Raw genomic sequence first — 21,949 nt, forward strand, 5'->3', positions numbered from 1 at the left:
ATCAACCGTGTTCCGTTCCATTTAAAATTATTATATAAAGTTCAATTATTCAACATTGGAAGGAGTTAATTTTTTATGTCCCAGCCTCTTGCGCTTTTGAAGTTTATAAATAATCAATAATACACCAATACATCGATGCACTACCTGCTAAGACAAATAAATGCCAAATTGCATGGTTGTAGGGAATTTTATTGTTTTGGTAAAAATAAGCACCGACTGTATAAAAAATGCCACCTGCTAGCAAAATCAAAAATCCCGTCCATGTAATATGTGCAACTAATGGGTTAATAGCAATAACTACAAGCCATCCCATACTTATATAGAATAATAAGGATAGCTTTTTGTAGCGATAGATGAAGAAGCATTTACAGACAATTCCAATACATGTCAGAATCCATTCAATTAGGCAAATGGTTATGCCTAGCTTGCCCCCAACCCCAATTAATGCGATTGGCGTATATGTACCTGCTATGAAAAGATAAATAGAAAAGTGATCTAACTTTGAAAAAATATGCTTATATTTCTTGAATCCGTGAAATAAAGTGGAAGACAGATAAAGAATCATCATTGTTAATCCAAATACTATAAAGCTTGCCATATATATTGATGATGAAACAACATTTGCTTTGTGCATTAACAAAATTAAAGCGGGAATGGAAAGCAAAAACCCTATACCATGTGTGATGACATTCCAAAACTCCTCGTTATGATTATCGTGTTCTGCCATATTTATTGATTCGCTCATAACTTTTCCCCCTTTGTTGTTGCTTGTATAATTATTATGAAAGTTCTTAGGTATATTTCCAACTGCCCAATGTCACTGATTGACTATTACAATTATCATATTGGTGGAAAAAAGAAAAGAAAACTCGCCATGACGAACATACCCAAAATAAGATATTTCAAAACATATAAAAATGAAGTGCGTCCTGCTGCTTCCATTATAATTTCCTTCCAAACTACGCTTATAATCATTCCTATAGAGAAACTAAGAAGAATAGCCCAAAAAATTGGATAGGACGCTCCAATGACACTTCCAAGAATTGCTCCAAGTCCTACTGGAAATGACACTGCTAGCAGAATGAATATGTGTCGTTTAAATGATATCTTTGCAAGTGATATAGGAATAAATATTGCCAGCCCTTCAGGAATATTATGTAAAACAATAGGAAACAGTAATGAACTACTCATTCCAGTTGTTTCGCCGAATCCTAATGACAAACCTAGAGGTAGATTGTGAATTGCTATACTTAAGGCTAAAATAGCTCCTGCCCTACCATGTTGCTCCCTTTGAAAATTCTTTGATTCCATCTCACCGTGCATGAATCCATGCAATACGCTAAACGCAAAAATACCCCAAAATACGCCTATACCAAAAATCATCGCACCACTTAGCTTTAAGCTTTCTGGAATAATTTCGATAAAAAGCAGCCCTAGGAGAATACCTGCGCAAATGCCATTAATAGCAGCCGCTTTTCGTATTGTTCCTTTAAAAATAGTTGCAAGTATACCTCCAACACCAAGACCGCTGGCAGTTGCCAAAAAGCCAATAATTCCTATCCCCATATATCCACCTCCACATTCTGTTAAATATATGGATATAAGCTTCATTTTATTCAAGTTGTTGGAAAGGGATATGTTACAATTGTAGAAAAACTTGAAGGAGATTGTAAATTGCGCGTCTTAGGAAATGTTATTGATCAAGAAACACGGTGTACTCACTATCATACAGTTCTCGATGTCATTGCTATCAAATTTGCTTGCTGCGGCGAATATTATCCTTGTTATAAATGCCATGAAGAAAATGCTGATCATCCGATCCAAAAATGGCCAAAAGAAAAATTTGATGTAGAAGCCATATTATGTGGGGTTTGTAAAACTGAACTCACCATTCATCAGTATATGAATACAAATCACTGTCCTTCTTGCAATGCAAAGTTTAATGACGGTTGTGTAAACCATTACCCAATTTATTTTAATATAGATTGAGAAGTATAGAGTTTTGACAATTTGAAGTGTTCAAACTCATCCTAATATATTTAATGATCCTCTATCCCCTAACAAAAAATGAGGCTTAGTCAAAAATATTTTAACTAATTTAAAAAACCAAACACATGTGAAATTAATTTTCACACATAGTTCGGTTTTTCTTTTTATTATTTTTTTAATTCATTCATATATAGTTTAGAAAGGATAATTTTGTTATTCCTAACTTTTTACAGCTAAAACTAACGACGTCTTGTTAGAAGCATGTCTCTATGTCATTTTATATTTTAGATTGTTTAGAATTTCATTTAATACATATGTAGTGGATGTATTTTTGCTTGTATTTAAAAGGTATTTTTCATCTAAATCTGTCTCTAAAAACTCATCTAGTAAAATTAAGCATCGTTCACCCATTCGATGTTCTGGAATTCGCATATGATCTCTGCTAACCAAAGTCTCTTTATCAGTCCATAAAACCGCATAATAAACCTCTACACTTAAACTTTTCAGGTTTTCACTAAGCCATTCTGCTTCTTGAGGAAAAGTTACATAATCGACAACTACATCATTTCCATAATTCAAAAAATTCTTTGTAAGGGCTAGAATATTGTCCCAAATTAAAGATACCTCTTCTGGACTTTCCCATGGTTTTTTTCTCCCGTTAATGTGCATATGGCTAATGTAGTCACCAGAAATATAAGCACTTTGCTTTAAGATTTTGACGAGTTCCTTAGAAGTTGTTGATTTACCCACTCCTGCTGGTCCTGATACTATAAAGACTTTATTTACTTCCATCTTATTCATTGAAAGAAACTCCTTTTTGAACACGACCTGTAATAATCCTTAATTTGGTTTTTTCTCATCAAACAGCACTAATAATGACTATTTAAAATTTACAGATAATTAATTATAGATTGGTAGGGTTTGAGTAATTCTATATGGAGCATAGCGGGATCGAACCGCTGACCTCTTGCATGCCATGCAAGCGCTCTCCCAGCTGAGCTAATGCCCCCATTTTTATAAATTTATTATAGCTTATTCTCTATGTTTCGAACAAGAGAATATTAACTTGTTATCAGTTAGTCATATTGCATCTATAGTCAAAACGCCCAATCTTATGATTGAGCGTTTTTTTGAATTCTAATTTTCTTGTGATTTCCCAAATATTCCTTTTAGGAGTGGAGGTGTAGCTAATGTTGTAATAACGACAACAATAATCATTGGCGTATAATACTCTGTTGGCAATAGTTTTGAGTCTAGTCCCATTGCTGCAATAATTAATGCTACCTCCCCACGAGATATCATACCTGCTCCTATACCCATTGATGATCGCATAGAAAAGCCTGACATTTTTGCGCCAAGACCAGACCCGATGAATTTCGAAAGAAGCGCAATCAATGAAAATACAAAGATAAGCCATATTTGATTTCCGATACCTGCAAAACTAACGGATAAGCCAATGCTTACGAAGAAAAATGGTACAAATAAGCCATTTGCAATCGGCTCAACCTTTTCCTCAATTTCCTCTTTAAATTTGGTTTGAGATATCGCAATCCCTGCGAAAAACGATCCAATAATCGCTGCAATACCTAAAGAATCTGCGAAATAGGCAAAGCCAAAGCAAATAATTAACGCTCCACTAAGCAATGGCACTGTTACTTTTAATTTTGAAAACAGTCTCAAAAACGCAGGTACAACCCAGATTGATACTAAAATAATGATAGCAAAGAAGATGACTTTTTTACCGATCAACCAAGTAATGCTAACATCAGAGTCCCCAAAGAAACTCATTGCTACTGCCAACAAGACGACGACAATAATATCATCTAAAACTGCTGCACCTAGCAAAGTAGAACCTTCTTTACTATTTAACCAACCAAGTTCTTTTAATGTTTGTACCGAAATGCTGACGGAAGTAGCGGATAAAAGCAATCCTATAAATATAGCTTGCGCTGTTGATAAGCCATAATAAATGGATCCTGCATATCCCAATAAAATAGGAACAATGATACCACCTACTGCAACTAGTAACGCAGCCTTTTTGTTTCGATTTAGATCCGATAAATTTGTTTCAAGCCCCGCCAAAAACATAAGGAGGATAACACCGATTTCACTGAACTGTTTCACAATATCCGTATCGTCAATCCATCCTAATAAAGCAGGTCCAATAACAATACCAATAATAATCTTCCCTAATACAGATGGCTGCCCTAGCCTAACACTCAAATGGCCGGCCAATTTAGTCGCTAGTAATACAAGCACAATTTGTAAAATAAACACATTTTCCCTCCTTGAAAATAAAAAAACACATGGCGGTGCCAGATTGACTGACTCCACCATGTGTTACATTTAAATATTAATTTATACACCTAGTATACTATACTCCATGCCATCTGTAAAAGAATTAGTCTTATTTTACAAGCTGTATACCTTTGATTGCACTTTCCACTTTTACAGCGTTATGCTGGACGATGAAAACCTTGCTATACTTTTCATAGTACCTGTCATCATGTGCTTTAGGTGACAAGATAATAAGCTTGCGCTCTAGTTCTCTAGCATACAATTCAAAAACCTTTTCTTTTCGGTTTTCATCTAATGCACTATCAAATTCATCTAGTATTATATAACCTGGTGTTGTATCTAAATGTTGCAATAAGGTGAGTGCAAATAGGAGTGAGCTTAATGATTCTTCCCCGCCCGATACACCCTTTCCATATTTTCCATTTCTCGCTTTTACACTCACATCTTGTAGCCTTCTGCCATGACCCGCTTTATGCGCCTTTACATATAATTTAAAAATAGCTCGTCCTCGTTTGTCTTCATATCGTTCCCAAATGATTTCGCTTTCAAAGTTAAATAGGCTCATATAGGTTTGGAATTTCTTGTTCAAAGCTTCAACAAGTCCATGGACCGTTGTATCCAACTTATCTTCTTTATCTACTAACAATAGCCTTTTTTCTTCTACTAATTCTTCCATCAAAGCGGCATCAGATTGTTTTTTCTCGTACTCTTCTTTCCGTTTTTTATAGTTTTCTTCGGCTTGTGGATCAACTTCTCCCTTACGTGCATTTTCAAAGGCAACTCGCGCTTTTTCATTTTCCGAGAGCAGTATTGGCATCGACAGGCTAGTATCAATTTGCTTCTGCATTGCTATTTCGTATAAATCAGGAATGAGGTGTTTTAGCTGCTGCAGAAGAATTTCGTAGCGGGTAATTTCCGCTTGATTAGCTTCTATTTTTTCTTCTAAATGTGTTCTATCCTTCTCCACATTAGTCATTTCCCGTTTATTGTCATCTATATCAAACCCTAAATCTCTTATATTGCGGTTAAAATCTCTTGTAAAATCATGCAATGATTGCACTTTAACGTAATACTCTTCTTTACTCGCTCGAATAAGATGTAATTTGTCTAGTATATCTCTTTCTTCTTGTTCTAGGTTGGTTAATTGCTGCTGTTCTTCTTTTAATTCACCAATCCGCGAATAAATATCAAGTTGTTGCTCTAGAAATTGCATGCGATGCACTATAAATGCGAACTCTTGATGTAGATGTATTATTTTCTCTTGTACATCCTCTGATTGTTTTTGCTGTTCTTCCAGCTGCTTGTTTATTTCTGCAATAAGCTTTACTTTATCGTTTCGTTGGTCTAGCTCTAAATTGAATGCTTCTGCTTTTTTTACATCTTTTAATACACTTTGCAAGTCACCAATTTCTTTTTCATATTTGGCTAAATTGACTTTGATCTCGAATTTTTTTTGTTGATTATTTTCGAATCTTTTTTGTAATAAAATCAATCTTTCTTCTGAAGATCTCGTACTAAGAATGAATGTATTCTTTTCCTGACTCCCTCTGACGCCTCGTGCATCTTCAATACCATTCTTCTTCAAGAGAGGGGTGGTTTGTAAAAATTGATCCACCCAAAAAAGTACTTTTGATGCTAAAATCACTTCTTGCTCTTTGAGTCCCTTTTTTATTTTTAATTTTATTGTCGGCAAACTGTCTATAAACTTAGTTGGTATGATGGATGGCAAAGGCACATGGTATAAATCATTCGCGGGCTGACATGTCCTTGCCATGTAAAATATAGTGTATTTAATAGGGTCAAGTACTATTTCATCTTTCAAAGTTGCACGTTCATCCAACTCAACTAAATCTCTCAATGTATAGGCAGTGATTCCTTGCTTCCTAAGGGTTGATATTGCATCTAATTGGCGACGGGATAGCATTTTATCTTGTTTTAGCAATTTAATTTCTTCAGTCAACATTGTTTCTGCTTCTTCAATTCTTGGCAATTCTTTTGCTAAGTCATTATATTCCTTTTTATTCTCCAACAGCTTTACTTCTACTTGATGGCTGCTTATGTAAAGAGATAATATATTTTGATAGTCGTCTTCTCGCTCATCAAGAGACTGTATCGATAATTCTTCTTGTACTTTTCTATACTGTAAGTCGTTGATTATCCTGGAATGAAGCCTTTTTTCATGTACGAATGAATCGATATCTTTAGTCAGCTGTTTCTCTCGTATTTTACACTTGTCCATTTCTACGACTATTTCTTCTTCGGTATACATCATTTTTTTTCGGAGTTGTTCTGTGTCTTTCAATTTTTCTTGCAATCGTTGAATTTGTTTTTTTATAACTTCATTTTTTTGATTTAGCTTTTTTTCACTGTTCTTCAATTGTTGAATGTATTGCTCCGCTTCGTTCAGTTGCTGTTGTTTTAGTGTCTTTCTATCCTTTAATTCTGCCAACTGCTGTTGCATGATCTCTCGTTTTTCTACTAGCCCATTTATATATCTTTCCTTTATGGCTATATCTTCTTCATGTCTATTTTTTTCAACTCGTAATTTTTCTCGAATACAGTGCATTAACCATACATTTTTCTCACCATTTTTTTTTAGCGTTTTTTTATTATTACTAAAGTGTTTATAGGCATCCTCTGCCATTTTTAATTGGCTTTCGATTAACTTCAGATTGCCAATTGTTAACTTGAAATCTGCTTCGATCTGCTTAAAGCTTTCAACGCTTGCTTCCCATTCCCTTTGCATTTCTTCTAAATGGTACATTTCGCTGAACCGCCGAAAACGCTCTTCAGGTGACATAGCCGCAAATTGATTGACTTCGTTTTGATACCATATAAGATAAAATACATCTGGATGTATTTGGTACTTATATTGCAAATCTTCCCTATACTTGGATAGATTACTTTTTTGGATATCGCCTGATCGATATGTCGTTGTCAACTCCATCTCTTCAGGAAATTCCCCTGTATACACAGCGTATTGCCGTTGGATCACATTTCCTGGTTTTTGTTGTATCAAAAGCTGAAAACCCACATATGACGGAGCGTCAATCTGTGAAAGCCCTGTATTATGGAATGTTAGAAATACCTCTGCATGCCATGGTTGATCAGGAGGCAAGTTGGCAGAACGGAGACCTTCAATGTCAACTTGAGAAGAGTACAAAGCAGCTCCTATTGCGAATGTAATAGTTGATTTCCCTGCACCATTTGGACCAGCAATCAATACATGTTCACTTTCACTTCCAAAAGAGATTTTCGTTGGTCTATAATCTCGGATGCCACTAAATTGCAAACTGTATGGAATCATTGGTTCTCCTCCTGCTCATATAAATTATAGCGTCTAAAGAATTTAACCACTTCTTCCTTGCTTAACTGTGATGATTGAGCAAACTCTGTCGCTCTTCTTAAGAAAGAGTTGGAAAACATATGTACACCGATCGCCGTTACCTTATATGCCTGTTCCTGTTGTGCTCGATGTACTTCTTCTACAGCACCAATCTTTTTTAAAATATCTATATTATTCTGTAGTTTACGGCTTGCATGCTGCATTTCGTGACCAAAATCTGTCAGTAATTGCTGGAGTAGGGTAAATTCATGGCTTAAGACCTCTTGTTGATAAAACATATAAAGTAATATGGCAAGCGCCTCTTTATTTAAAGTAGTTTTTGCTTGTTTAGCTGGTACTCGCATCATGATAATCAGCTGGTCTCTTTTTTCATCATAAATCACTTTAAAATATCTAGCGATTGCTTGATTCAAGCGATTGATAAATGAGTAAAATGCATGATCATCATTCTTAATACCTAGCATTTTTTCAGCTTCTTTTTTCTTCAAACCATAATTTTGACCTCGAATGGCAGAGGAAGAAGAGAACAATAGCTGCATAAACACAAGCTCCTCTTCCGTTGTTAAAAACGCTCTAAGATTTTGCAACATTGATAACGGATTTAGATTCTGGGTTATATTGCTTGAGTGTATATTTTCTATCGTCATCATTAATCCACTCCCATTCCTTGTCATATGTTTGGACTGCCTTTTTTGATTCCTCTGTTATTTTGTGATTGTCTACTAATGCAGACAGCGCGAGCATTGTCCGGATGCTGTCTCCCCAACCTGGAGATGCTGATTCTATTATTAGTTGTTCTACTTCAGCTTCTTCCGTATTTTCTAAATACTGTTCTACATTATCCGTTGAAATCATGGCTTTGGTCATTTGCCATGATGCTTCTTGAAAAGCTTCATCTATTTCATCTTGATTGATTAATAACTCTTCGAATAATATTTCACTTTGCTTTATATCTTCATCTGAGATTTGAGGTTCATAGTTCTCCAAATAGTCTATACTTTCCTCAATATCTAAAGGACTGATGGGTGCTGTAAATTTTATGGGCAACCATATACCATCAATTACTTCATCTTCATAAAGCCCCTGCTCCATAAAGCTCAGAATTTCGTGAGCATTCGGAATATTAGTGTCGTTAGAAGGCTCATACATAGCAATGATAAATTGACGTACTTTCTCAAGTGAAATGTTTCCTGTCAAAGGTGTATCATTCATCAAAGTAAAACGATTATATTTATTTAACAGACCACTACTTAGGGCTGTTCCCTTTTTGAGGGAAGATTTCCCTCTGCTTATAAGTGGGCATTGATTTAATACATTTTCTTCTAATAAGCGTTCGGATAACTTTTTATCAAGTTCCACCATCAGAAAATGAATTTTTTCTAACTGAGGCAATGCGTTTTTATCTGCCAAGAACTCTAATTGCCTTGATTCGATTTGGTCTATAGCATCTTCTAAATTTTGAATCATTGAAGCTAACGTATGACCACCAGATATCCCATGAGAATCGTATGCTTCGCTAATCTCTGTATCTCGCTTAGCTTGATATAGCAAACGTGAGATATCATCTTGCATATGGTAAGCAAGTGAATCATTAGCTAGCCTGATTAATGAGTCGATCATCCTTTTGCCTCGGTCAAGTAATTTTAGCTGAGTTGACTCCTTAGAAATCCAGCTGTGCTTTGAAAGCGTATTGATAATCTGTTTAACTCGCTCATTTGATGGCACTACCCCCTCCTGATAATACTCGCAGTAGCGAGAGAGTAACATATCTTCATCATCCATAGCTTCCGCTAAACCAACTGCTTGTAGTTTTAGCAATTCGAGCATACGTAAAAACTGAATAATTTCCAAAGGTGATTGATACATTTGTTTGGCAGATAGTTCATTTAATACACCGGAAAGTGAAGCAATATCCCGCATAGTTTTATGAAATTCCCCACGTTCAATGTTCTCGTTAAAAATTGAAATTGACTTCATATTTTTTAAAGATTCCAACATTTCCATCCACTACACCCCCAGTTATTTTTTATTTTATGAAAATGTCATTAATTAGAGCATACTTCAAGCACTGTAGGTGAAAAGTAGCTATATTAGTGCATCTATGTTGTTCAACTCTATACATGCACTTTTTAACAACCTGTTAGCTGTATCTTATTCTATATATAACTATATCATAGCACGTTAGACTTTAAGCAAAAGAGGGTAAAAACTCCTATAGAAAGTGAGTGAATAAAATGGAAATACATGACGGAAAACTTTATTGGCCAAATACAGTCCCTTCTTTTGAACCGAAAGAAGTAACACCATCTGAAATTTATGATGCTATCATAGTAGGCGGGGGCATGTCTGGCTGCTTAACTGCTTATGCGCTTGCAAAAGAAGGTTTACAGGTTGCTATATTAGAGAAAAGAGCCTTCGGAGAAGGTAGTACGAGCGCCAATACAGGATTGCTTCAATATGAAAATGACATTATGCTCTGTGAATTAATTGATAAAGTCGGTGAAAAGGCAGCTATATCTTTTTATAAATCTTGTGATATGGCCATGTCGGATCTAGAGTCTTTGACTGCCCAATTGCCTGATGGAGCAGATTTTATACGCAGACCTAGTATCTGCTATGCAAGTACAGAAGAGGATATTGCTAAAATACAGCGCGAATATAAAACATTACAAAAGAATGGATTTGATTGTGACTATTGGAATGAGGATGAAATAGGCAGTAAGATGCCATTTAAAAAATCTGCCGCCCTTTTAACATATCATGATGCAGAAGTGAATCCTTTAAAACTAGTATTTGGTGTATTACGAAAATTTGAAGATCTTGGTGGTCACCTATTACCGTTTACTTCTGTATTAAATGTCGAAGAAAACGGCGAACTTCTATCCGTTAAAACATCAGATGGTGTTTTCAGTACAAAGCATATTGTCTATACAACCGGCTATGAGCCAACACCAGTAGGTAAGAGAAAAGGAGCTATCCTCAACCGTTCGTACGTCATTGTAACAAAACCAATCAAGGACTTAACAAGTTGGTATAAAAAAGCCCTCATATGGGAAACAAAACGACCTTATCTCTATTTGAGAACTACAATTGATGGTTCAATTATTGTCGGCGGTTTAGATGAAGAGAATCCTAATAGTGATATAAGCGATGAATTACTAAAAAAGCAATCTCAAAAACTGCTTGAGGAAGCACAGAAGTTATTTCCAACGCTGCCTTTAGAGATTGAATATTCCTATGTTGCGACATTTGGAGAATCGAAAGATGATTTACCTTTTGTTGGAGAACACCCTACGAATAAGCATCAATATTACCTATTAGGATATGGAGGCAATGGAACAGTGTATAGCATGATGGGCTCTAAAGTCATTCGTGATTTGATTCTTCATAAGTCCTCTTCGAAGACGAAGACCATTCAAGTGAACCGCAAATACGGCATATCTTAATTTCTTCATAAAAAAACGATTCTCCTTAGAGAATCGTTTTCTAGTTTAATATTTCAATACTAGTTAAAAAGTAATCTTTATCATTTTGAGGGATTAAACCATTCATTTTGATTTTTTGAAGTTTTTCTCTTTTTTTCGAAGACAAATTATATGTTTCTATAAAAAAGTTCCCTTCCTCATCTGAATAAAGATGGTGGATTCGGCCATTTTGGAATCTAACTTGCTCAAGCCTGTGATTCGCCGTTGACTCAAATTCTAAGTTCAAATATTTCTGTATTTTCCCATCCCTACAATTATACCGATACACTTCTCCTAAACCGTTTACATAATAAAAATGATTTTTGTATAGATAAGAAGAATGGTTAAAGTTATTAGGCAATCCATTATCTACTTGTTCTTCTGAACGATAGCTGATAAATGGTTTAATTTCAGTTTCTTTTGTTTGTCTATTATAAATAATTAACGATAGGTCTTCTCGTTTTTCTGATTGATAATCCGTCATTACAAAATAGTAGCTGTTTTTATCTGCCATAATCGGACTTATTATATCTAGATTAGATGGATGTTTTAATGGAAGTTCTGTTAGTTTTATAACTTTGGCCTCTTTTTCTCGAAGAAATACTTCTTGCAATGAAAAATGATCATTAATTAAATTTTGGGTGAGTACAACTAAACGGTCTGATAATTCCCCTACACCAGAGATAAAGCTAGGGACTTGTGATACGTGGAATCGTTTCTCTTTACTATTGCCGAAACGAATAGATGTTTTGTAATCATATTTCGTGCTGAAACCTGTATTATACAAGCTATAAAACTGATCCGTTGCTGGCAGATAACCCGATTTTATACCTCTCAATTCGCTAGGCATCTTTTGCTTTTTTGTATTCTTTCCGATTAAAAAAATTTGATTAGCGTCTTCTATATAAAGCTTCTTTTTATGATAGTATGTACTTCCGCTTTCCAGTCCATCTAACCGTAAGCGTTGTGCATTGCCATCCTCATCTATAAAAATAGCTTGGCCGCTCCCTTTTCCCTCTTGGAGTAGTTCTGTTGTGTGAGAAGCATATAAAACAGCCTGCTGTTTATGTAAAAAATCTTTTTTCTTTATATCCTGAAATGTGAGGTTCGTTTTAGCACTTGTTTTAGTTGTTTTGAAATGACGAAAACCAAATATTCCTCCTAAAAGGACTAACACTATGCCGATAAACACGGTGATTTTCTTGAAGCTCATATATGCCTCCTGATTCATTTTCATTCTCTCTATTAATTTACCATAGATAGCAGGAGAAAAAAGCATACAATGGAAAAAAGTTATCTAATACCAAAAAAGGTGAATTAGATAACTTTTATATTCTCAGCAAGATTTTAGCTGACAGCCTTATATTGCTCATACCAGTTTAAGAAATCCTCTCTTCGAATCATATTTAAGATACATGGGGTTCGTTCCTGCTGTTCAAGTTTCTTCCATTCATGTTCAAATTGGCGTTCAACATGCAATGTTATATAAGGTAGTTTGGCTTGTGCTTTTTGAGAACGTATATTTTCTAAACGCGCTCCCGCAAATACATATTCCAAATCTAATTGCAAAAAGGCAATTTTTAATATCTCTGCCTTAGCCAATTCATTATATCCTTTTCCCCAGTGAGCTTTGCCTATCCACGTACCAATATGGCAGGTTTTTTGTAATTCATCAATCAACTTTAATGAAATAACACCTATTAATTGATTTCTTTCATTAAAAATCATACGTGAAACTTGTTGGCCCATTCTTTCTTCTAGCTGAACAAGGCGTATAAAATCACGTGTCCCTTCCAATGAGCATTGGGCATCTGTCATACCAAGAGCTTGCCGAATTGCTGGATCGCTTGTCATATTAGACATCTCTTCAGCAAAGCTTATATCATGCGGAACTAATGTAATAGATACCACTTGAATAACCTCCCTGAATTTATTTTACAATAGAATATATACATTATAGACACAAGTTAGACACAATTCAAATAATAATATTCCCCTCTCTTCTATTGCCTAAATTGCTAAACGTAAACGATACCTCCTCTTTTTAATGAAAATATTAATTTTCACCTATATTAACTACTTAAATAACCTCAATTTTGAAAAATTAATTAATATTAAAATGATAAATTTGGTTTTAGAATTTTTTACATATATACCTATTACTTTTTTAGAATAATATTATTGAGTACTTGCAATTTTATTATAACCCCAAATTTCTATCTATATGAGTGATTCCCAGTATTATAAGAAAAAGAGTGTAAACCGGATTGATTTACACTCTTTTTTAAATTATTTATTAGTTATTTAATTCCTCAAAAAATTTAATATTAGAATCGAATATCGGCAATTCTTTGGTTTCTTCAGCTTGTTTCACCAAACTGACAACCAAATCATTATATGGAGTCGGTATTCCCTTTTCTAGTGCTAAACGAGGAATAACCCCATTTATATAATCAATTTCAGTTTTTCTGTTCTTTTCCAAATCTTGCAGCATACTTGCCTTTAACAGTCGTGACGATCTCATAATATCACGCAGTGTTTGAATACGTTCAGGAATATCTTTTCCACTTTTCACTTCTAATGAAGCTATATCAAAACCACCCATATCAGCAAATTCCACACCATTTGCATGTGCCACTTTAATTGTTTCATCTGCAATATGCACTGCACTTTCTACACTAATTTCATGATCAAGTACTCCACCAAACTCTGTATTAAGAGCTGCAGATAAGCCGCTAAATGCATTGTTAATTAACAGTTTGGACCATTTTGTTCCAACTAGGTTAGTAGAAATATGAGTACCACCTACAAGATCTAAGATTTTTTTGATTTGCTCTATTCTTTCTGTTACTTCGCCAGTTAATTCACCAATCTGAAAGGCATATTCTTTAAAGCGATTAAACTCCGTTGTTAGCTCTGATACACCTGGTTTAATAAAAGTCGCACCAAATTCTACAGAACCTGCAACTACTCGTTCTCTCCCAACAATAGATGCTACCTGTTCTTCAGGTATACCATTTTGCAATGAAAGTACTGTGCTTTGGTCATTCAAAAATGGCAACAAGTCTTGTAAGATTGAATGGTTATAAAGCTGCTTTGTTAAAAGTAGCACTAAATCATATACCCCTGACATATTCTCTGGTGTAATCGCTTTTACCTCTGCATGAAAATCTGTAGTACCAGTTATTTTTGCTCCAGTCTCGTTTAAGGCCTCTACATGTGCTTGATAAACATCAATCAATTCTATATCTTGTCCGCCGGCAGCAATATAAGCACCGGCAATAGTTCCTAAAGAACCTGCTCCTAACACTGCAATTCGCATTTTAAATTCCCCTTATCTTTTTCATTTTAGAACACCTATTTTTTTCTGACCAATTATTAATGCCTGCCTATTTATCCGCTAGATAATCGAAAATAACAGTTGGCGACGCTAATGAAAGCTCGGTCAGGATGTGTGAAGCTGACACTACCTCAAGTACAGGCAAATCCGCCATTGGAGCCAATGCATGGGCAAACAGCTCCAACCTCGCAGGTCCTGACCAGGCTCCAAGAATTTTCACATCTGTAATTTGGCTTCGGACCAATTCACAAATTCTTGGATACCCATCATATCCAGGCATCTTTTTAAGCATATAGTTTGGTTTAACAATTTCTTTTAGTGCCTCTGAATGGTCGAGAGGATAATGTTTGTAACCCATAGTAGCTGTTGCTACTCTCAAAGAACCATAATCTAATGTTCCAACCAAGGCGTCTGAATCTATATATAGATTAGGCTTGCCTAGTTTTTTTGGGTATGCCGCTATCTCCCTACCGGATGCAATTGCCGGAAAGCTGTCTACATACATGGCATGTAGATAATCACCCTCTTCTCCTTCAAAGCTTACAGGTATGACCTGCCCGCATTCCGTGTAGGATCCAAGACCAGTTACATCTGGCATTTTCATTATTTCAAATCTCACGAGTGGGTCTTTAATCTCTAAAGGTTCGGGTACGATTTTCTTTAAACTTTCAAGGTCAGTTCTATATAAAATATTTAAATATTCTCGGTTATAAAAATGATATGGTCCAACCGGGAACGCCCCTGCATCTAACGGAGTAGTAAACTGTCTAACTACTTCTTCCTTCCTCATCTAATAAACACTCCCTTTGAAATTAGATACTTTATATTTTCTTCTTTTTGTTCCTAACACTCATCATTTTAAAACGTATTTTACATTTAATCTAATACATAATAATATATAAATGTATTTATTATAATAAATAGGTGGTATTCAAAACATGGAGTTGCTTCAGTTACACTATTTTCAGACAGTCGCCTACACTGAGCATATTTCTAAGGCTGCCAAACAATTAAATATTGCTCAGCCTTCGTTAAGCCTTACTATTAAGAGACTCGAGGATGAATTAGGGACAAAGTTATTTGACCGGAAAGGAAGAAATATTCATTTAAGTTCGTCAGGAAAAATTCTTTTGAAACATGTGAATAAAATTTTTACAGAAATTGAAAATGCAAAAATGGAGATTCAGTCAAAGGATCAAGAAAATACAAGCACAATTAAAATATCTATTTCCAATCCTCGTTTTCTCACAGGACTAATTAGTGAATATATCGCACTCAATCCTGATACAAAAATTCAACAGGGTATTGGAGTTAAACGTGGCATTATAACAAGCTTGAAAAAGGGGGATATAGATTTAGGTATTGCAGGTCCGCCTATAGTGGATGAAGAAATAACAAGTTGCGTTTTGGTAGATGAGGATATTGTCCTTGTATTACCTATTAGTCACAAGTTGGCAGATCATTCGGAGATTTCTTTAAGAGATATTGCAAATGAACCTTTTATATCTCTAGCCGGTAATGAAGAATACAGTAGATTTACAAACGAGCTGTGCGAAAAAGAAGGTTTTACACCAATAAATAATTTTGAAGTAGATTCTAGCCTATTGGCAGAAATCATTAAACTTGGACAAGGTGTGGCGTTACTTCCCATTTCGGTATGCAGAAAATACCATTTACATTACGTAAAGATAGCTGATATCCGCCCTACCTACACTGTCGGCCTGTCATGGGTAAAAGATGGTTTATTATCCCCATCAGCAAAAGAATTTAGAGACTTTATTATTACTTATTTTAAAGAGAACTCTAAAATGTTCAAAATTACTTGAAAATAGATTAAAAGTGTTAACGATGGATATTTAAGCAATTTTTATAAACACACAATTAATATGAAAATTTTCAAAAAAAAGAGGTTAATCCATCCTTCATAGCGAATTTATAAGCATACAAAAGTAAGGAGTTGTTGTTTACATGAAGGATTTGAATACAGCCATTTTCCTCTGCGTATTAGGACTTTTATTACTAACTGCAAGCATTTTTGCACCCATTTATAGTATAGTCATCCGACTTCTGCTAGCTATGTTTAGTGTTGTATCATTTTATAACAGTTATTCCATGTACTTTTCAAAAGGACGAAGGAGAGAAGATATAATCAGCTCTTAATATAATATAGAAATGCCAGCATATCGAAGTTGATTATGCTGGCATTTTTCTTTTAAAATAGGTTCGATTCAATCTACTTATTTTACATCATTATTTGCTCGAGCTTCAGTCATCTGTTTCCAGACAGATCCCATGGCCTCTTCCCCTTTAGAAATACGGGCAATGGCCATTTCCACTTGCAGTTTCACTTCGAATTCAGGATCGTTGTTCGCTTTTTCTAATGCTTCAAGGCTTGCTGGGGTACCTGTTTCATATAAGAACATGGCAGCCCTCCAGCGAACAAGCTTATTTTTGTCTTGCAGAGCTTCTATTATTGCTGGTTCAAATTCAACAAATCCTAGATCGCTCATGCAATCTCCAGCTGTGCGACGAACAGAAGCACTTTTATCTTTTAATGCTTTACTTAAAAATGGTACGACTGCTTTGTCCTCAATCATTCCTAAATATACTGTTGCCAAGCGGCGTATTGACATTTTTTCGTCATTTAACGCAAGTTCCAATAATGGAAGGTCACTTGTATCCGGGTCAGCCATTTGATCAAGCAATTGGAAACGCGTCTCCCAATCATCTGCTTCAAACTCCTGAATAGTAATTTTTCGTTTTTCTCTTGTTACTATGTTTTTTTCTTCTTTACTTGCTTCGATTATTTCTTGGATACGTTTTTCAGGATATGCGGCCTCCAGTTCATCCACCATGCTCTGTCCAATTTGATCCTTATCACCGTAACGGACACCATAATCTACCCATTTACGCTCCATAATATAGTTTTCATCTTTTTTCAGCATATCGTTAAATGCATCAACAAATCTTTTTGAAAGACCAAAACGTTGTTCAGATAGACTATCGAACACTTTTACTTGCAATGGCATACCTTTAAACATTTGGACATGTACATATACTTCGCCATAATGTTCGTCCACTTTTTGAGCCTCTGAAAGCTCGTTATTTTCTCCAAAAGCATTGCGCACTGCGGCCAATAGCTGAGCCCAATCATACTTAGCATTTCGTTCGACTGCCAAAAAGTCTGCAACATGATAAACGCCTTTCACACCCTCGATTTTCAATATTTCTTGGATTACTTGTGGTGCGTCTTCTTTATTGTTCTCAGAATAATTATGGGCTGTCCCAAAAGGAAGCTCTTGGTCTAATATGACTTTCATTGTATTTGGGCTTGGTGTAGGTTCTATACTTTTAATATTCATATTTTCTTTCATTCCTTCCTATTCGTTCATAATCCCTTGTAAATACTCCCATCTTTCTATGAGCTCTTCATATTTTGCATTTTGATGCTCTAAGTCAGAAGTTAAATTTTGAAGCAAAGTAAAATCTGAGCCGGCTTTAGCAATTTCCTCTTCTAATGCCATAATGGCTTCTTCCACTTTTGCAATTTCCCCTTCTATCGATTCCCACTCTAATCTTTCTTTATAAGTTACCTTTTTCTTTTGTGTTTTTTCTTTTGGTTTAGCCTTTGGAGTTTGAGCAATTTTTTCTGATTGCTGTTCTTGTATTTGCTCAATTGCTAAGTAATCGCTATATGCCTCCAGACTTTGTTCTACTGTTCCATCTTTTAGAATCCATAACTTCTTCGCAATTCGGTCAAGGAAGAAGCGATCATGTGATATTGTTACAACCACACCCGGAAATTGTTCAATGAAGTCTTCTAATATCGATAGAGTTTCAATATCCAAATCATTTGTCGGTTCATCAAGCAATAAAACGTTCGGTTGTTCCATTAGTAATTTTAACAGGTGCAACCTTTTTCTTTCGCCACCAGATAACTTTTGAATGATGGTACCATGAGAGTGCATTGGAAATAAAAAGCGCTCTAGCATTGCAGCTGCAGAATGGTGTTCACCTGAAGCATCTTCAATATCATTTGCTGTTTCTCTAATGTATTCAATCATACGCATATTGCCGTCCATTTTAGGAAGCTGCTGTGTAAAATGTGCAATTCGAACAGTCGAGCCGAATTCAATAGTTCCTTCATCCGGCTGAATATTGCCTGCCAGGATATTCAATAATGTACTTTTCCCAGCACCATTTGGGCCTATAATACCAATACGATCACCTTGTTGTAAAAGGAAGGAGAAGCGGCTTATTAATTGTTTTTCGTTATAAGCTTTTGAAACTTCATTACCTTCGATCACTTTTTTTCCTAATCGTGCTGTTGCAAGACCAATTTCTAATGAGTCTTCCTCTTCTATTTTGTCCAAGTTCTTGGATAATTCATCAAAGCGTTGAATACGAGCCTTCTGTTTTGTAGATCGTGCCTTTGCTCCTCTACGAATCCATTTAAGCTCGGAACGGTAACGATTATGCATCTTCGCATTTGTTGCTTTCTCTATCTCTTCCCTTAGTGCCTTCGCTTCTAAAAAGGCTGCATAATTCCCTGTATGTTTATATAGTGTTTGGTTTGACAACTCATAAATATGTGTTGACACAGCGTCAAGGAAGTAACGATCATGTGTAATAAAAATGACTGCTCCCTTTAAACGAGAAACCATATCTTGAAGCCACTCCGTTGACTGAACATCTAAATGGTTCGTTGGTTCATCCAATAAATAGAGATCTGCCGGCTCTATAAGAGTTTTGGCTAAGGCTACACGTTTTTGCTGGCCACCAGATAAGTGACTCACTTGTTCTTCAAATTGATCGATGCCCAACCTTGTCAATGATGATTTAGCTAATGCATTAATATCCCATGCCTGTTGTTGTTCCATTTGCTGTTGAAGCCGAAATAGCTTTTCTTGCAGCGATGTTGAATCGGGCTGGCTGCTTAAAGCAAAAACTGTTTCCTCATATTCTCTATTAAGAGCGAGTATTGGGGAATCGCCAGAAAAGACCGCCTGTAAAACGGTTTCTCCTTCTTTAAAAGTGGGATTTTGTGGCAAGTATGCAATCCTATATTTATTTGGATGGTCAAGTTCTATCGTATCAGCTTCCAAATCGCCTGCTAAAATAGACAGCAATGTGGATTTCCCCGTACCATTAATACCGATAAGTCCTGCTCTTTCACCTTCTGTTATAGTAAAATCAATATTTCTAAACAGTGTTTTATCTCCTACTGTTTTAGTAAAATTAGATACAATTAAGTGACTCATAATTTTCCTTCTCTTTCTAATGGAGTTGATATATAAAGTCTACCATATTTTAAAGCCTTTCTTCAGCCATTTGAAAGCTTTGATTCCGCTTAATAGACATGATCTATTTAGTATACTTCTCTTAGGCTCAAATCTCGCCTAAAAAGCTCTTAGCTCATCTATTGTGAGAGTTATTTGACATTTTTTATATAATCATGTATAGTTTACCCATCACTGATGAATACTAGAATGAGCCTTAACTTGCTCGTTTGAAGATTTTATTCAGAGTTTAATCAGTGTTCAGCAATGAATTTAATTAAATATGGACTGTTGTGAGGAGGATCATGAATGCATCAAGGAAAGGTAAAATGGTTCGATAACGATAAAGGCTATGGTTTTATAGAATATGACGGCGATGACGTTTTTGTCCATTTCACCGGCATTCAACAAGAAGGCTTTCGTACTTTAGATGACGGACAAGAAGTAATGTTTGATATCATTGAAGGAAATCGCGGTCCCCAAGCAGCAAATGTTGTTAAATTATAAATCAACAATGCTATTTGCGAAATTTTTGTAAGTTAAGATAAAGTTTCTATCAGTTTTATAGTTAGCGTTTAATGTTGCTGTATATAAAAATGGAGCTATCAACTAATTACTTATCAAGGCTTAATAAATAAGATAAAAAAATTTAAGGGTGCTACATATCTAATATGTAGCACCCTTTCTTCTTTTACTAAAGCCTCGTACAATAAGTTCAACAGAAAAGACCATCAAAAGTGATGGTCCTAATTCACAAATTATCATACAGTCGTTAAAAATAAGGAAGTTTTAGTTAATAAAATACTTCATCTTTAATTTTATCGTTCCATAACATTTCTAACAAACAATTGCTTATTATTGTGAGCAATTGTACTTACAATCGCAAGTAATAGGCCCGATATAACGAATACCATTCTGATTCCTAAAAAATCTGCTAATATTCCCATAACAAGAGAGCCAACACCAAAAATCCCAGTTCCGATAGCCCCTAAGGAGGTATAAACAGTTGACAACTGTTCTTTTGATACACTAGTTTGTATAACCGTTTGTTGAGGAATTTTTTTAATTTGTCCAAAGAGTCCCACACAGAGTGATAAAAGTAAGGATATAATAGGAATGCTGTTTAGGCTAAATAATATTGTGAATAAGAAACTTGAGAATGAACCAACAAAAATAAAGGTTCCTATTTTCTTTTCTACAAAAGAAGAAAATTTAATACAATAAGCACTTCCTAAAATCAAACCTAAAAAGTTAGCTCCATTGATAAATCCCCACCATTTTTCTTCAACGTTTAATGCATCGCTGACAAACACATATAAAATAGCAGCTATCCAAACTGTGGCTGCAATTGTTTCCAAAAATTCTATCCAAGCAATCCTTCTTAACACTGGAGTATTAGATAAAGTTTTCCAACCCTCTTTAATCTTTTCTAATTTCCCTTTTATCTCGGTTGTTTCATGATTGCTAACACTTTCTAAAAGGCAAAGTAATATGCTTGCAATTATAAATAAACAACCAACTAACCAAATAAGTTGTTGAGAGCTCACAATAATCAACAATGAACTTCCTACGAACCACATACCTGCTTGTATTACTTGCGTAACAGTTTCAGAAATTCCATTAGCTTGAATTAGATGCTCAGGTTTAACATAGTAAGGAGTCAATGTCTGTCTTATTGGATTTGCACAACCGTCAAAAAAAGCAATCCATCCTATTATTAAAAAGATAAAATAATAATTGGTTGCTGTTAGACCTATTAACATAAACCCAAGAATAAAGAGTAAAATAGTTTTTGCAATTTGTGACCCAGCAAGTAACCATTTAAGATTTAATTTCTCAACCAAGAGAGGTGTCAGCAGACTGGATATAAACATGGAAGATGCAATTGTAAAAGGCACGAACGATGCTGCAATTGCTGAACCTGTTAATACAAAAATTGTACTTATTACACTGACTATATATAAAACATCGCCTATATTTGCGAGTGATTGACCCAATAGTAATAAAGAAAAATTTCTATTCAATTTCATTATATATCCCCCGATATTTCATTTGGATTTTGGCTTAATCGGGGAATATTATATTGGACTATTCATTAAATTTCGACTCCTTTCATATATGAGATAAATCTGGGGGATTTAGATTCATCAAAAGTTTTGTATTATCAAAAAATATTTCTTTGAATTATAGCATGCTTTTCAATATGTTACACTCTATAGTAATAAGTAATTAA

18 protein-coding genes, 1 tRNA gene and 2 pseudogenes are annotated in these 21,949 nt (G+C 35.1%); 4 read left to right on the forward strand and 17 right to left on the reverse strand.

Features of this window, described 5'->3' with window-relative positions:
* Positions 1 to 103: 103 nt before the first annotated feature.
* Entirely contained in the window at positions 104 to 745 is a 642-nt protein-coding gene (trhA, locus tag AC6CHJ_RS09085) for a PAQR family membrane homeostasis protein TrhA (protein ID WP_498288188.1), read from the reverse strand.
* 95 nt (positions 746 to 840) lie between these two features.
* On the reverse strand, positions 841 to 1,566 hold the full coding sequence (locus AC6CHJ_RS09090) for a ZIP family metal transporter (RefSeq protein WP_498288189.1): 726 nt from the start codon (positions 1,564 to 1,566) through the stop codon (positions 841 to 843).
* 108 nt (positions 1,567 to 1,674) lie between these two features.
* On the opposite strand from AC6CHJ_RS09090, the gene AC6CHJ_RS09095 reads away from it, so the two are divergent.
* Positions 1,675 to 1,989 (forward strand): CHY zinc finger protein, encoded by a 315-nt coding sequence (locus tag AC6CHJ_RS09095; protein WP_498288191.1) that lies wholly within the window; start codon positions 1,675 to 1,677, stop codon positions 1,987 to 1,989.
* Between the two features lie 267 nt (positions 1,990 to 2,256).
* Here AC6CHJ_RS09095 and AC6CHJ_RS09100 read toward each other — a convergent pair whose 3' ends face one another.
* The 6 genes from AC6CHJ_RS09100 to AC6CHJ_RS09125 all read right to left on the reverse strand — a co-directional run bounded on the left by AC6CHJ_RS09100 (position 2,257) and on the right by AC6CHJ_RS09125 (position 9,637).
* The gene (locus AC6CHJ_RS09100) at positions 2,257 to 2,790 is read right to left on the reverse strand and encodes a P-loop nucleotide/nucleoside kinase family protein (RefSeq protein ID WP_498288193.1); all 534 of its coding nucleotides are present in this window, start codon (positions 2,788 to 2,790) and stop codon (positions 2,257 to 2,259) included.
* A gap of 135 nt (positions 2,791 to 2,925) precedes the next feature.
* A tRNA-Ala gene (locus tag AC6CHJ_RS09105) sits at positions 2,926 to 2,998 on the reverse strand.
* Positions 2,999 to 3,126: 128 nt separating this feature from the next.
* Positions 3,127 to 4,266 carry a cation:proton antiporter gene (locus AC6CHJ_RS09110; RefSeq protein ID WP_498288195.1) on the reverse strand — a complete coding sequence of 380 codons (1,140 nt, stop codon included), beginning with the start codon at positions 4,264 to 4,266 and terminating at the stop codon, positions 3,127 to 3,129.
* A 130-nt stretch (positions 4,267 to 4,396) separates the two neighbouring features.
* Entirely contained in the window at positions 4,397 to 7,594 is a 3,198-nt protein-coding gene (locus tag AC6CHJ_RS09115) for an AAA family ATPase (protein ID WP_498288196.1), read from the reverse strand.
* A complete protein-coding gene (locus AC6CHJ_RS09120; RefSeq protein ID WP_371923779.1) occupies positions 7,591 to 8,172 on the reverse strand; it encodes a hypothetical protein in 582 nt (193 codons plus the stop codon). Before AC6CHJ_RS09120 ends, AC6CHJ_RS09115 begins: the two co-directional genes overlap by 4 nt.
* Before the next feature lie 34 nt (positions 8,173 to 8,206).
* The gene (locus AC6CHJ_RS09125; RefSeq protein WP_498288198.1) at positions 8,207 to 9,637 is read right to left on the reverse strand and encodes a hypothetical protein; all 1,431 of its coding nucleotides are present in this window, start codon (positions 9,635 to 9,637) and stop codon (positions 8,207 to 8,209) included.
* Positions 9,638 to 9,867: 230 nt separating this feature from the next.
* Here AC6CHJ_RS09125 and AC6CHJ_RS09130 point away from each other — a divergent pair, with 230 nt between their 5' ends.
* Positions 9,868 to 11,079 carry an NAD(P)/FAD-dependent oxidoreductase gene (locus AC6CHJ_RS09130; RefSeq protein ID WP_498288200.1) on the forward strand — a complete coding sequence of 404 codons (1,212 nt, stop codon included), beginning with the start codon at positions 9,868 to 9,870 and terminating at the stop codon, positions 11,077 to 11,079.
* Between the two features lie 40 nt (positions 11,080 to 11,119).
* Here AC6CHJ_RS09130 and AC6CHJ_RS09135 read toward each other — a convergent pair whose 3' ends face one another.
* The 4 genes from AC6CHJ_RS09135 to AC6CHJ_RS09150 all read right to left on the reverse strand — a co-directional run bounded on the left by AC6CHJ_RS09135 (position 11,120) and on the right by AC6CHJ_RS09150 (position 15,227).
* On the reverse strand, positions 11,120 to 12,310 hold the full coding sequence (locus AC6CHJ_RS09135) for a YycP family beta-propeller protein (protein WP_249774476.1): 1,191 nt from the start codon (positions 12,308 to 12,310) through the stop codon (positions 11,120 to 11,122).
* A 134-nt stretch (positions 12,311 to 12,444) separates the two neighbouring features.
* Positions 12,445 to 13,008, reverse strand: a complete 564-nt coding sequence (locus tag AC6CHJ_RS09140; protein WP_498288202.1) for a GNAT family N-acetyltransferase — start codon at positions 13,006 to 13,008, stop codon at positions 12,445 to 12,447.
* 385 nt (positions 13,009 to 13,393) lie between these two features.
* Entirely contained in the window at positions 13,394 to 14,419 is a 1,026-nt protein-coding gene (locus AC6CHJ_RS09145) for a ketopantoate reductase family protein (RefSeq protein ID WP_498288204.1), read from the reverse strand.
* A 67-nt stretch (positions 14,420 to 14,486) separates the two neighbouring features.
* A complete protein-coding gene (locus tag AC6CHJ_RS09150; RefSeq protein ID WP_066788311.1) occupies positions 14,487 to 15,227 on the reverse strand; it encodes an acetoacetate decarboxylase in 741 nt (246 codons plus the stop codon).
* Positions 15,228 to 15,375: 148 nt separating this feature from the next.
* Here AC6CHJ_RS09150 and AC6CHJ_RS09155 point away from each other — a divergent pair, with 148 nt between their 5' ends.
* Positions 15,376 to 16,263 carry a LysR family transcriptional regulator gene (locus AC6CHJ_RS09155; protein WP_147196740.1) on the forward strand — a complete coding sequence of 296 codons (888 nt, stop codon included), beginning with the start codon at positions 15,376 to 15,378 and terminating at the stop codon, positions 16,261 to 16,263.
* Positions 16,264 to 16,674: 411 nt separating this feature from the next.
* Here the strand turns inward: AC6CHJ_RS09155 and AC6CHJ_RS09160 are convergent, their stop codons facing one another.
* From AC6CHJ_RS09160 to AC6CHJ_RS09175, 4 genes and pseudogenes are all read right to left on the reverse strand, one after another.
* Complete coding sequence (locus AC6CHJ_RS09160; RefSeq protein ID WP_498288206.1) at positions 16,675 to 17,799, reverse strand: conserved virulence factor C family protein; 1,125 nt, start codon at positions 17,797 to 17,799, stop codon at positions 16,675 to 16,677.
* An 18-nt stretch (positions 17,800 to 17,817) separates the two neighbouring features.
* Positions 17,818 to 18,330 carry a hypothetical protein gene (locus AC6CHJ_RS09165; protein ID WP_498288544.1) on the reverse strand — a complete coding sequence of 171 codons (513 nt, stop codon included), beginning with the start codon at positions 18,328 to 18,330 and terminating at the stop codon, positions 17,818 to 17,820.
* Positions 18,331 to 18,348: 18 nt separating this feature from the next.
* Positions 18,349 to 18,666: pseudogene (locus AC6CHJ_RS09170) on the reverse strand (ATP-binding cassette domain-containing protein); the annotation flags it as partial.
* Positions 18,667 to 18,849: 183 nt separating this feature from the next.
* A pseudogene (locus tag AC6CHJ_RS09175) lies at positions 18,850 to 19,698 on the reverse strand (ABC-F family ATP-binding cassette domain-containing protein); the annotation flags it as partial.
* Positions 19,699 to 20,025: 327 nt separating this feature from the next.
* Between AC6CHJ_RS09175 and AC6CHJ_RS09180 the strand changes: the two are divergent.
* Positions 20,026 to 20,223 (forward strand): cold shock domain-containing protein, encoded by a 198-nt coding sequence (locus tag AC6CHJ_RS09180; protein WP_066788321.1) that lies wholly within the window; start codon positions 20,026 to 20,028, stop codon positions 20,221 to 20,223.
* 311 nt (positions 20,224 to 20,534) lie between these two features.
* On the opposite strand, the gene AC6CHJ_RS09185 is transcribed toward AC6CHJ_RS09180, so the two are convergent.
* Positions 20,535 to 21,746, reverse strand: a complete 1,212-nt coding sequence (locus tag AC6CHJ_RS09185; protein WP_498288208.1) for an MFS transporter — start codon at positions 21,744 to 21,746, stop codon at positions 20,535 to 20,537.
* Positions 21,747 to 21,949 lie beyond the last annotated feature (203 nt).

It is taken from the genome of Rummeliibacillus sp. GQ308 (genome assembly GCF_059759115.1).

What these genes read in the sequence shown, in the direction of transcription:
- trhA (WP_498288188.1), bottom strand. Translation starts at nt 745, where the DNA reads ATGAGCGAATCAATAAATATGGCAGAACACGATAATCATAACGAGGAG.
- AC6CHJ_RS09090 (WP_498288189.1), bottom strand. Translation starts at nt 1,566, where the DNA reads ATGGGGATAGGAATTATTGGCTTTTTGGCAACTGCCAGCGGTCTTGGT.
- AC6CHJ_RS09100 (WP_498288193.1), bottom strand. Translation starts at nt 2,790, where the DNA reads ATGAATAAGATGGAAGTAAATAAAGTCTTTATAGTATCAGGACCAGCA.
- AC6CHJ_RS09115 (WP_498288196.1), bottom strand. Translation starts at nt 7,594, where the DNA reads ATGATTCCATACAGTTTGCAATTTAGTGGCATCCGAGATTATAGACCA.
- AC6CHJ_RS09120 (WP_371923779.1), bottom strand. Translation starts at nt 8,172, where the DNA reads ATGCAGCTATTGTTCTCTTCTTCCTCTGCCATTCGAGGTCAAAATTAT.
- AC6CHJ_RS09125 (WP_498288198.1), bottom strand. Translation starts at nt 9,637, where the DNA reads ATGGAAATGTTGGAATCTTTAAAAAATATGAAGTCAATTTCAATTTTT.
- AC6CHJ_RS09130 (WP_498288200.1), top strand. Translation starts at nt 9,868, where the DNA reads ATGGAAATACATGACGGAAAACTTTATTGGCCAAATACAGTCCCTTCT.
- AC6CHJ_RS09135 (WP_249774476.1), bottom strand. Translation starts at nt 12,310, where the DNA reads ATGAGCTTCAAGAAAATCACCGTGTTTATCGGCATAGTGTTAGTCCTT.
- AC6CHJ_RS09145 (WP_498288204.1), bottom strand. Translation starts at nt 14,419, where the DNA reads ATGCGAATTGCAGTGTTAGGAGCAGGTTCTTTAGGAACTATTGCCGGT.
- AC6CHJ_RS09150 (WP_066788311.1), bottom strand. Translation starts at nt 15,227, where the DNA reads ATGAGGAAGGAAGAAGTAGTTAGACAGTTTACTACTCCGTTAGATGCA.
- AC6CHJ_RS09155 (WP_147196740.1), top strand. Translation starts at nt 15,376, where the DNA reads ATGGAGTTGCTTCAGTTACACTATTTTCAGACAGTCGCCTACACTGAG.
- AC6CHJ_RS09160 (WP_498288206.1), bottom strand. Translation starts at nt 17,799, where the DNA reads ATGAATATTAAAAGTATAGAACCTACACCAAGCCCAAATACAATGAAA.
- AC6CHJ_RS09165 (WP_498288544.1), bottom strand. Translation starts at nt 18,330, where the DNA reads ATGGAACAACCGAACGTTTTATTGCTTGATGAACCGACAAATGATTTG.
- AC6CHJ_RS09180 (WP_066788321.1), top strand. Translation starts at nt 20,026, where the DNA reads ATGCATCAAGGAAAGGTAAAATGGTTCGATAACGATAAAGGCTATGGT.
- AC6CHJ_RS09185 (WP_498288208.1), bottom strand. Translation starts at nt 21,746, where the DNA reads ATGAAATTGAATAGAAATTTTTCTTTATTACTATTGGGTCAATCACTC.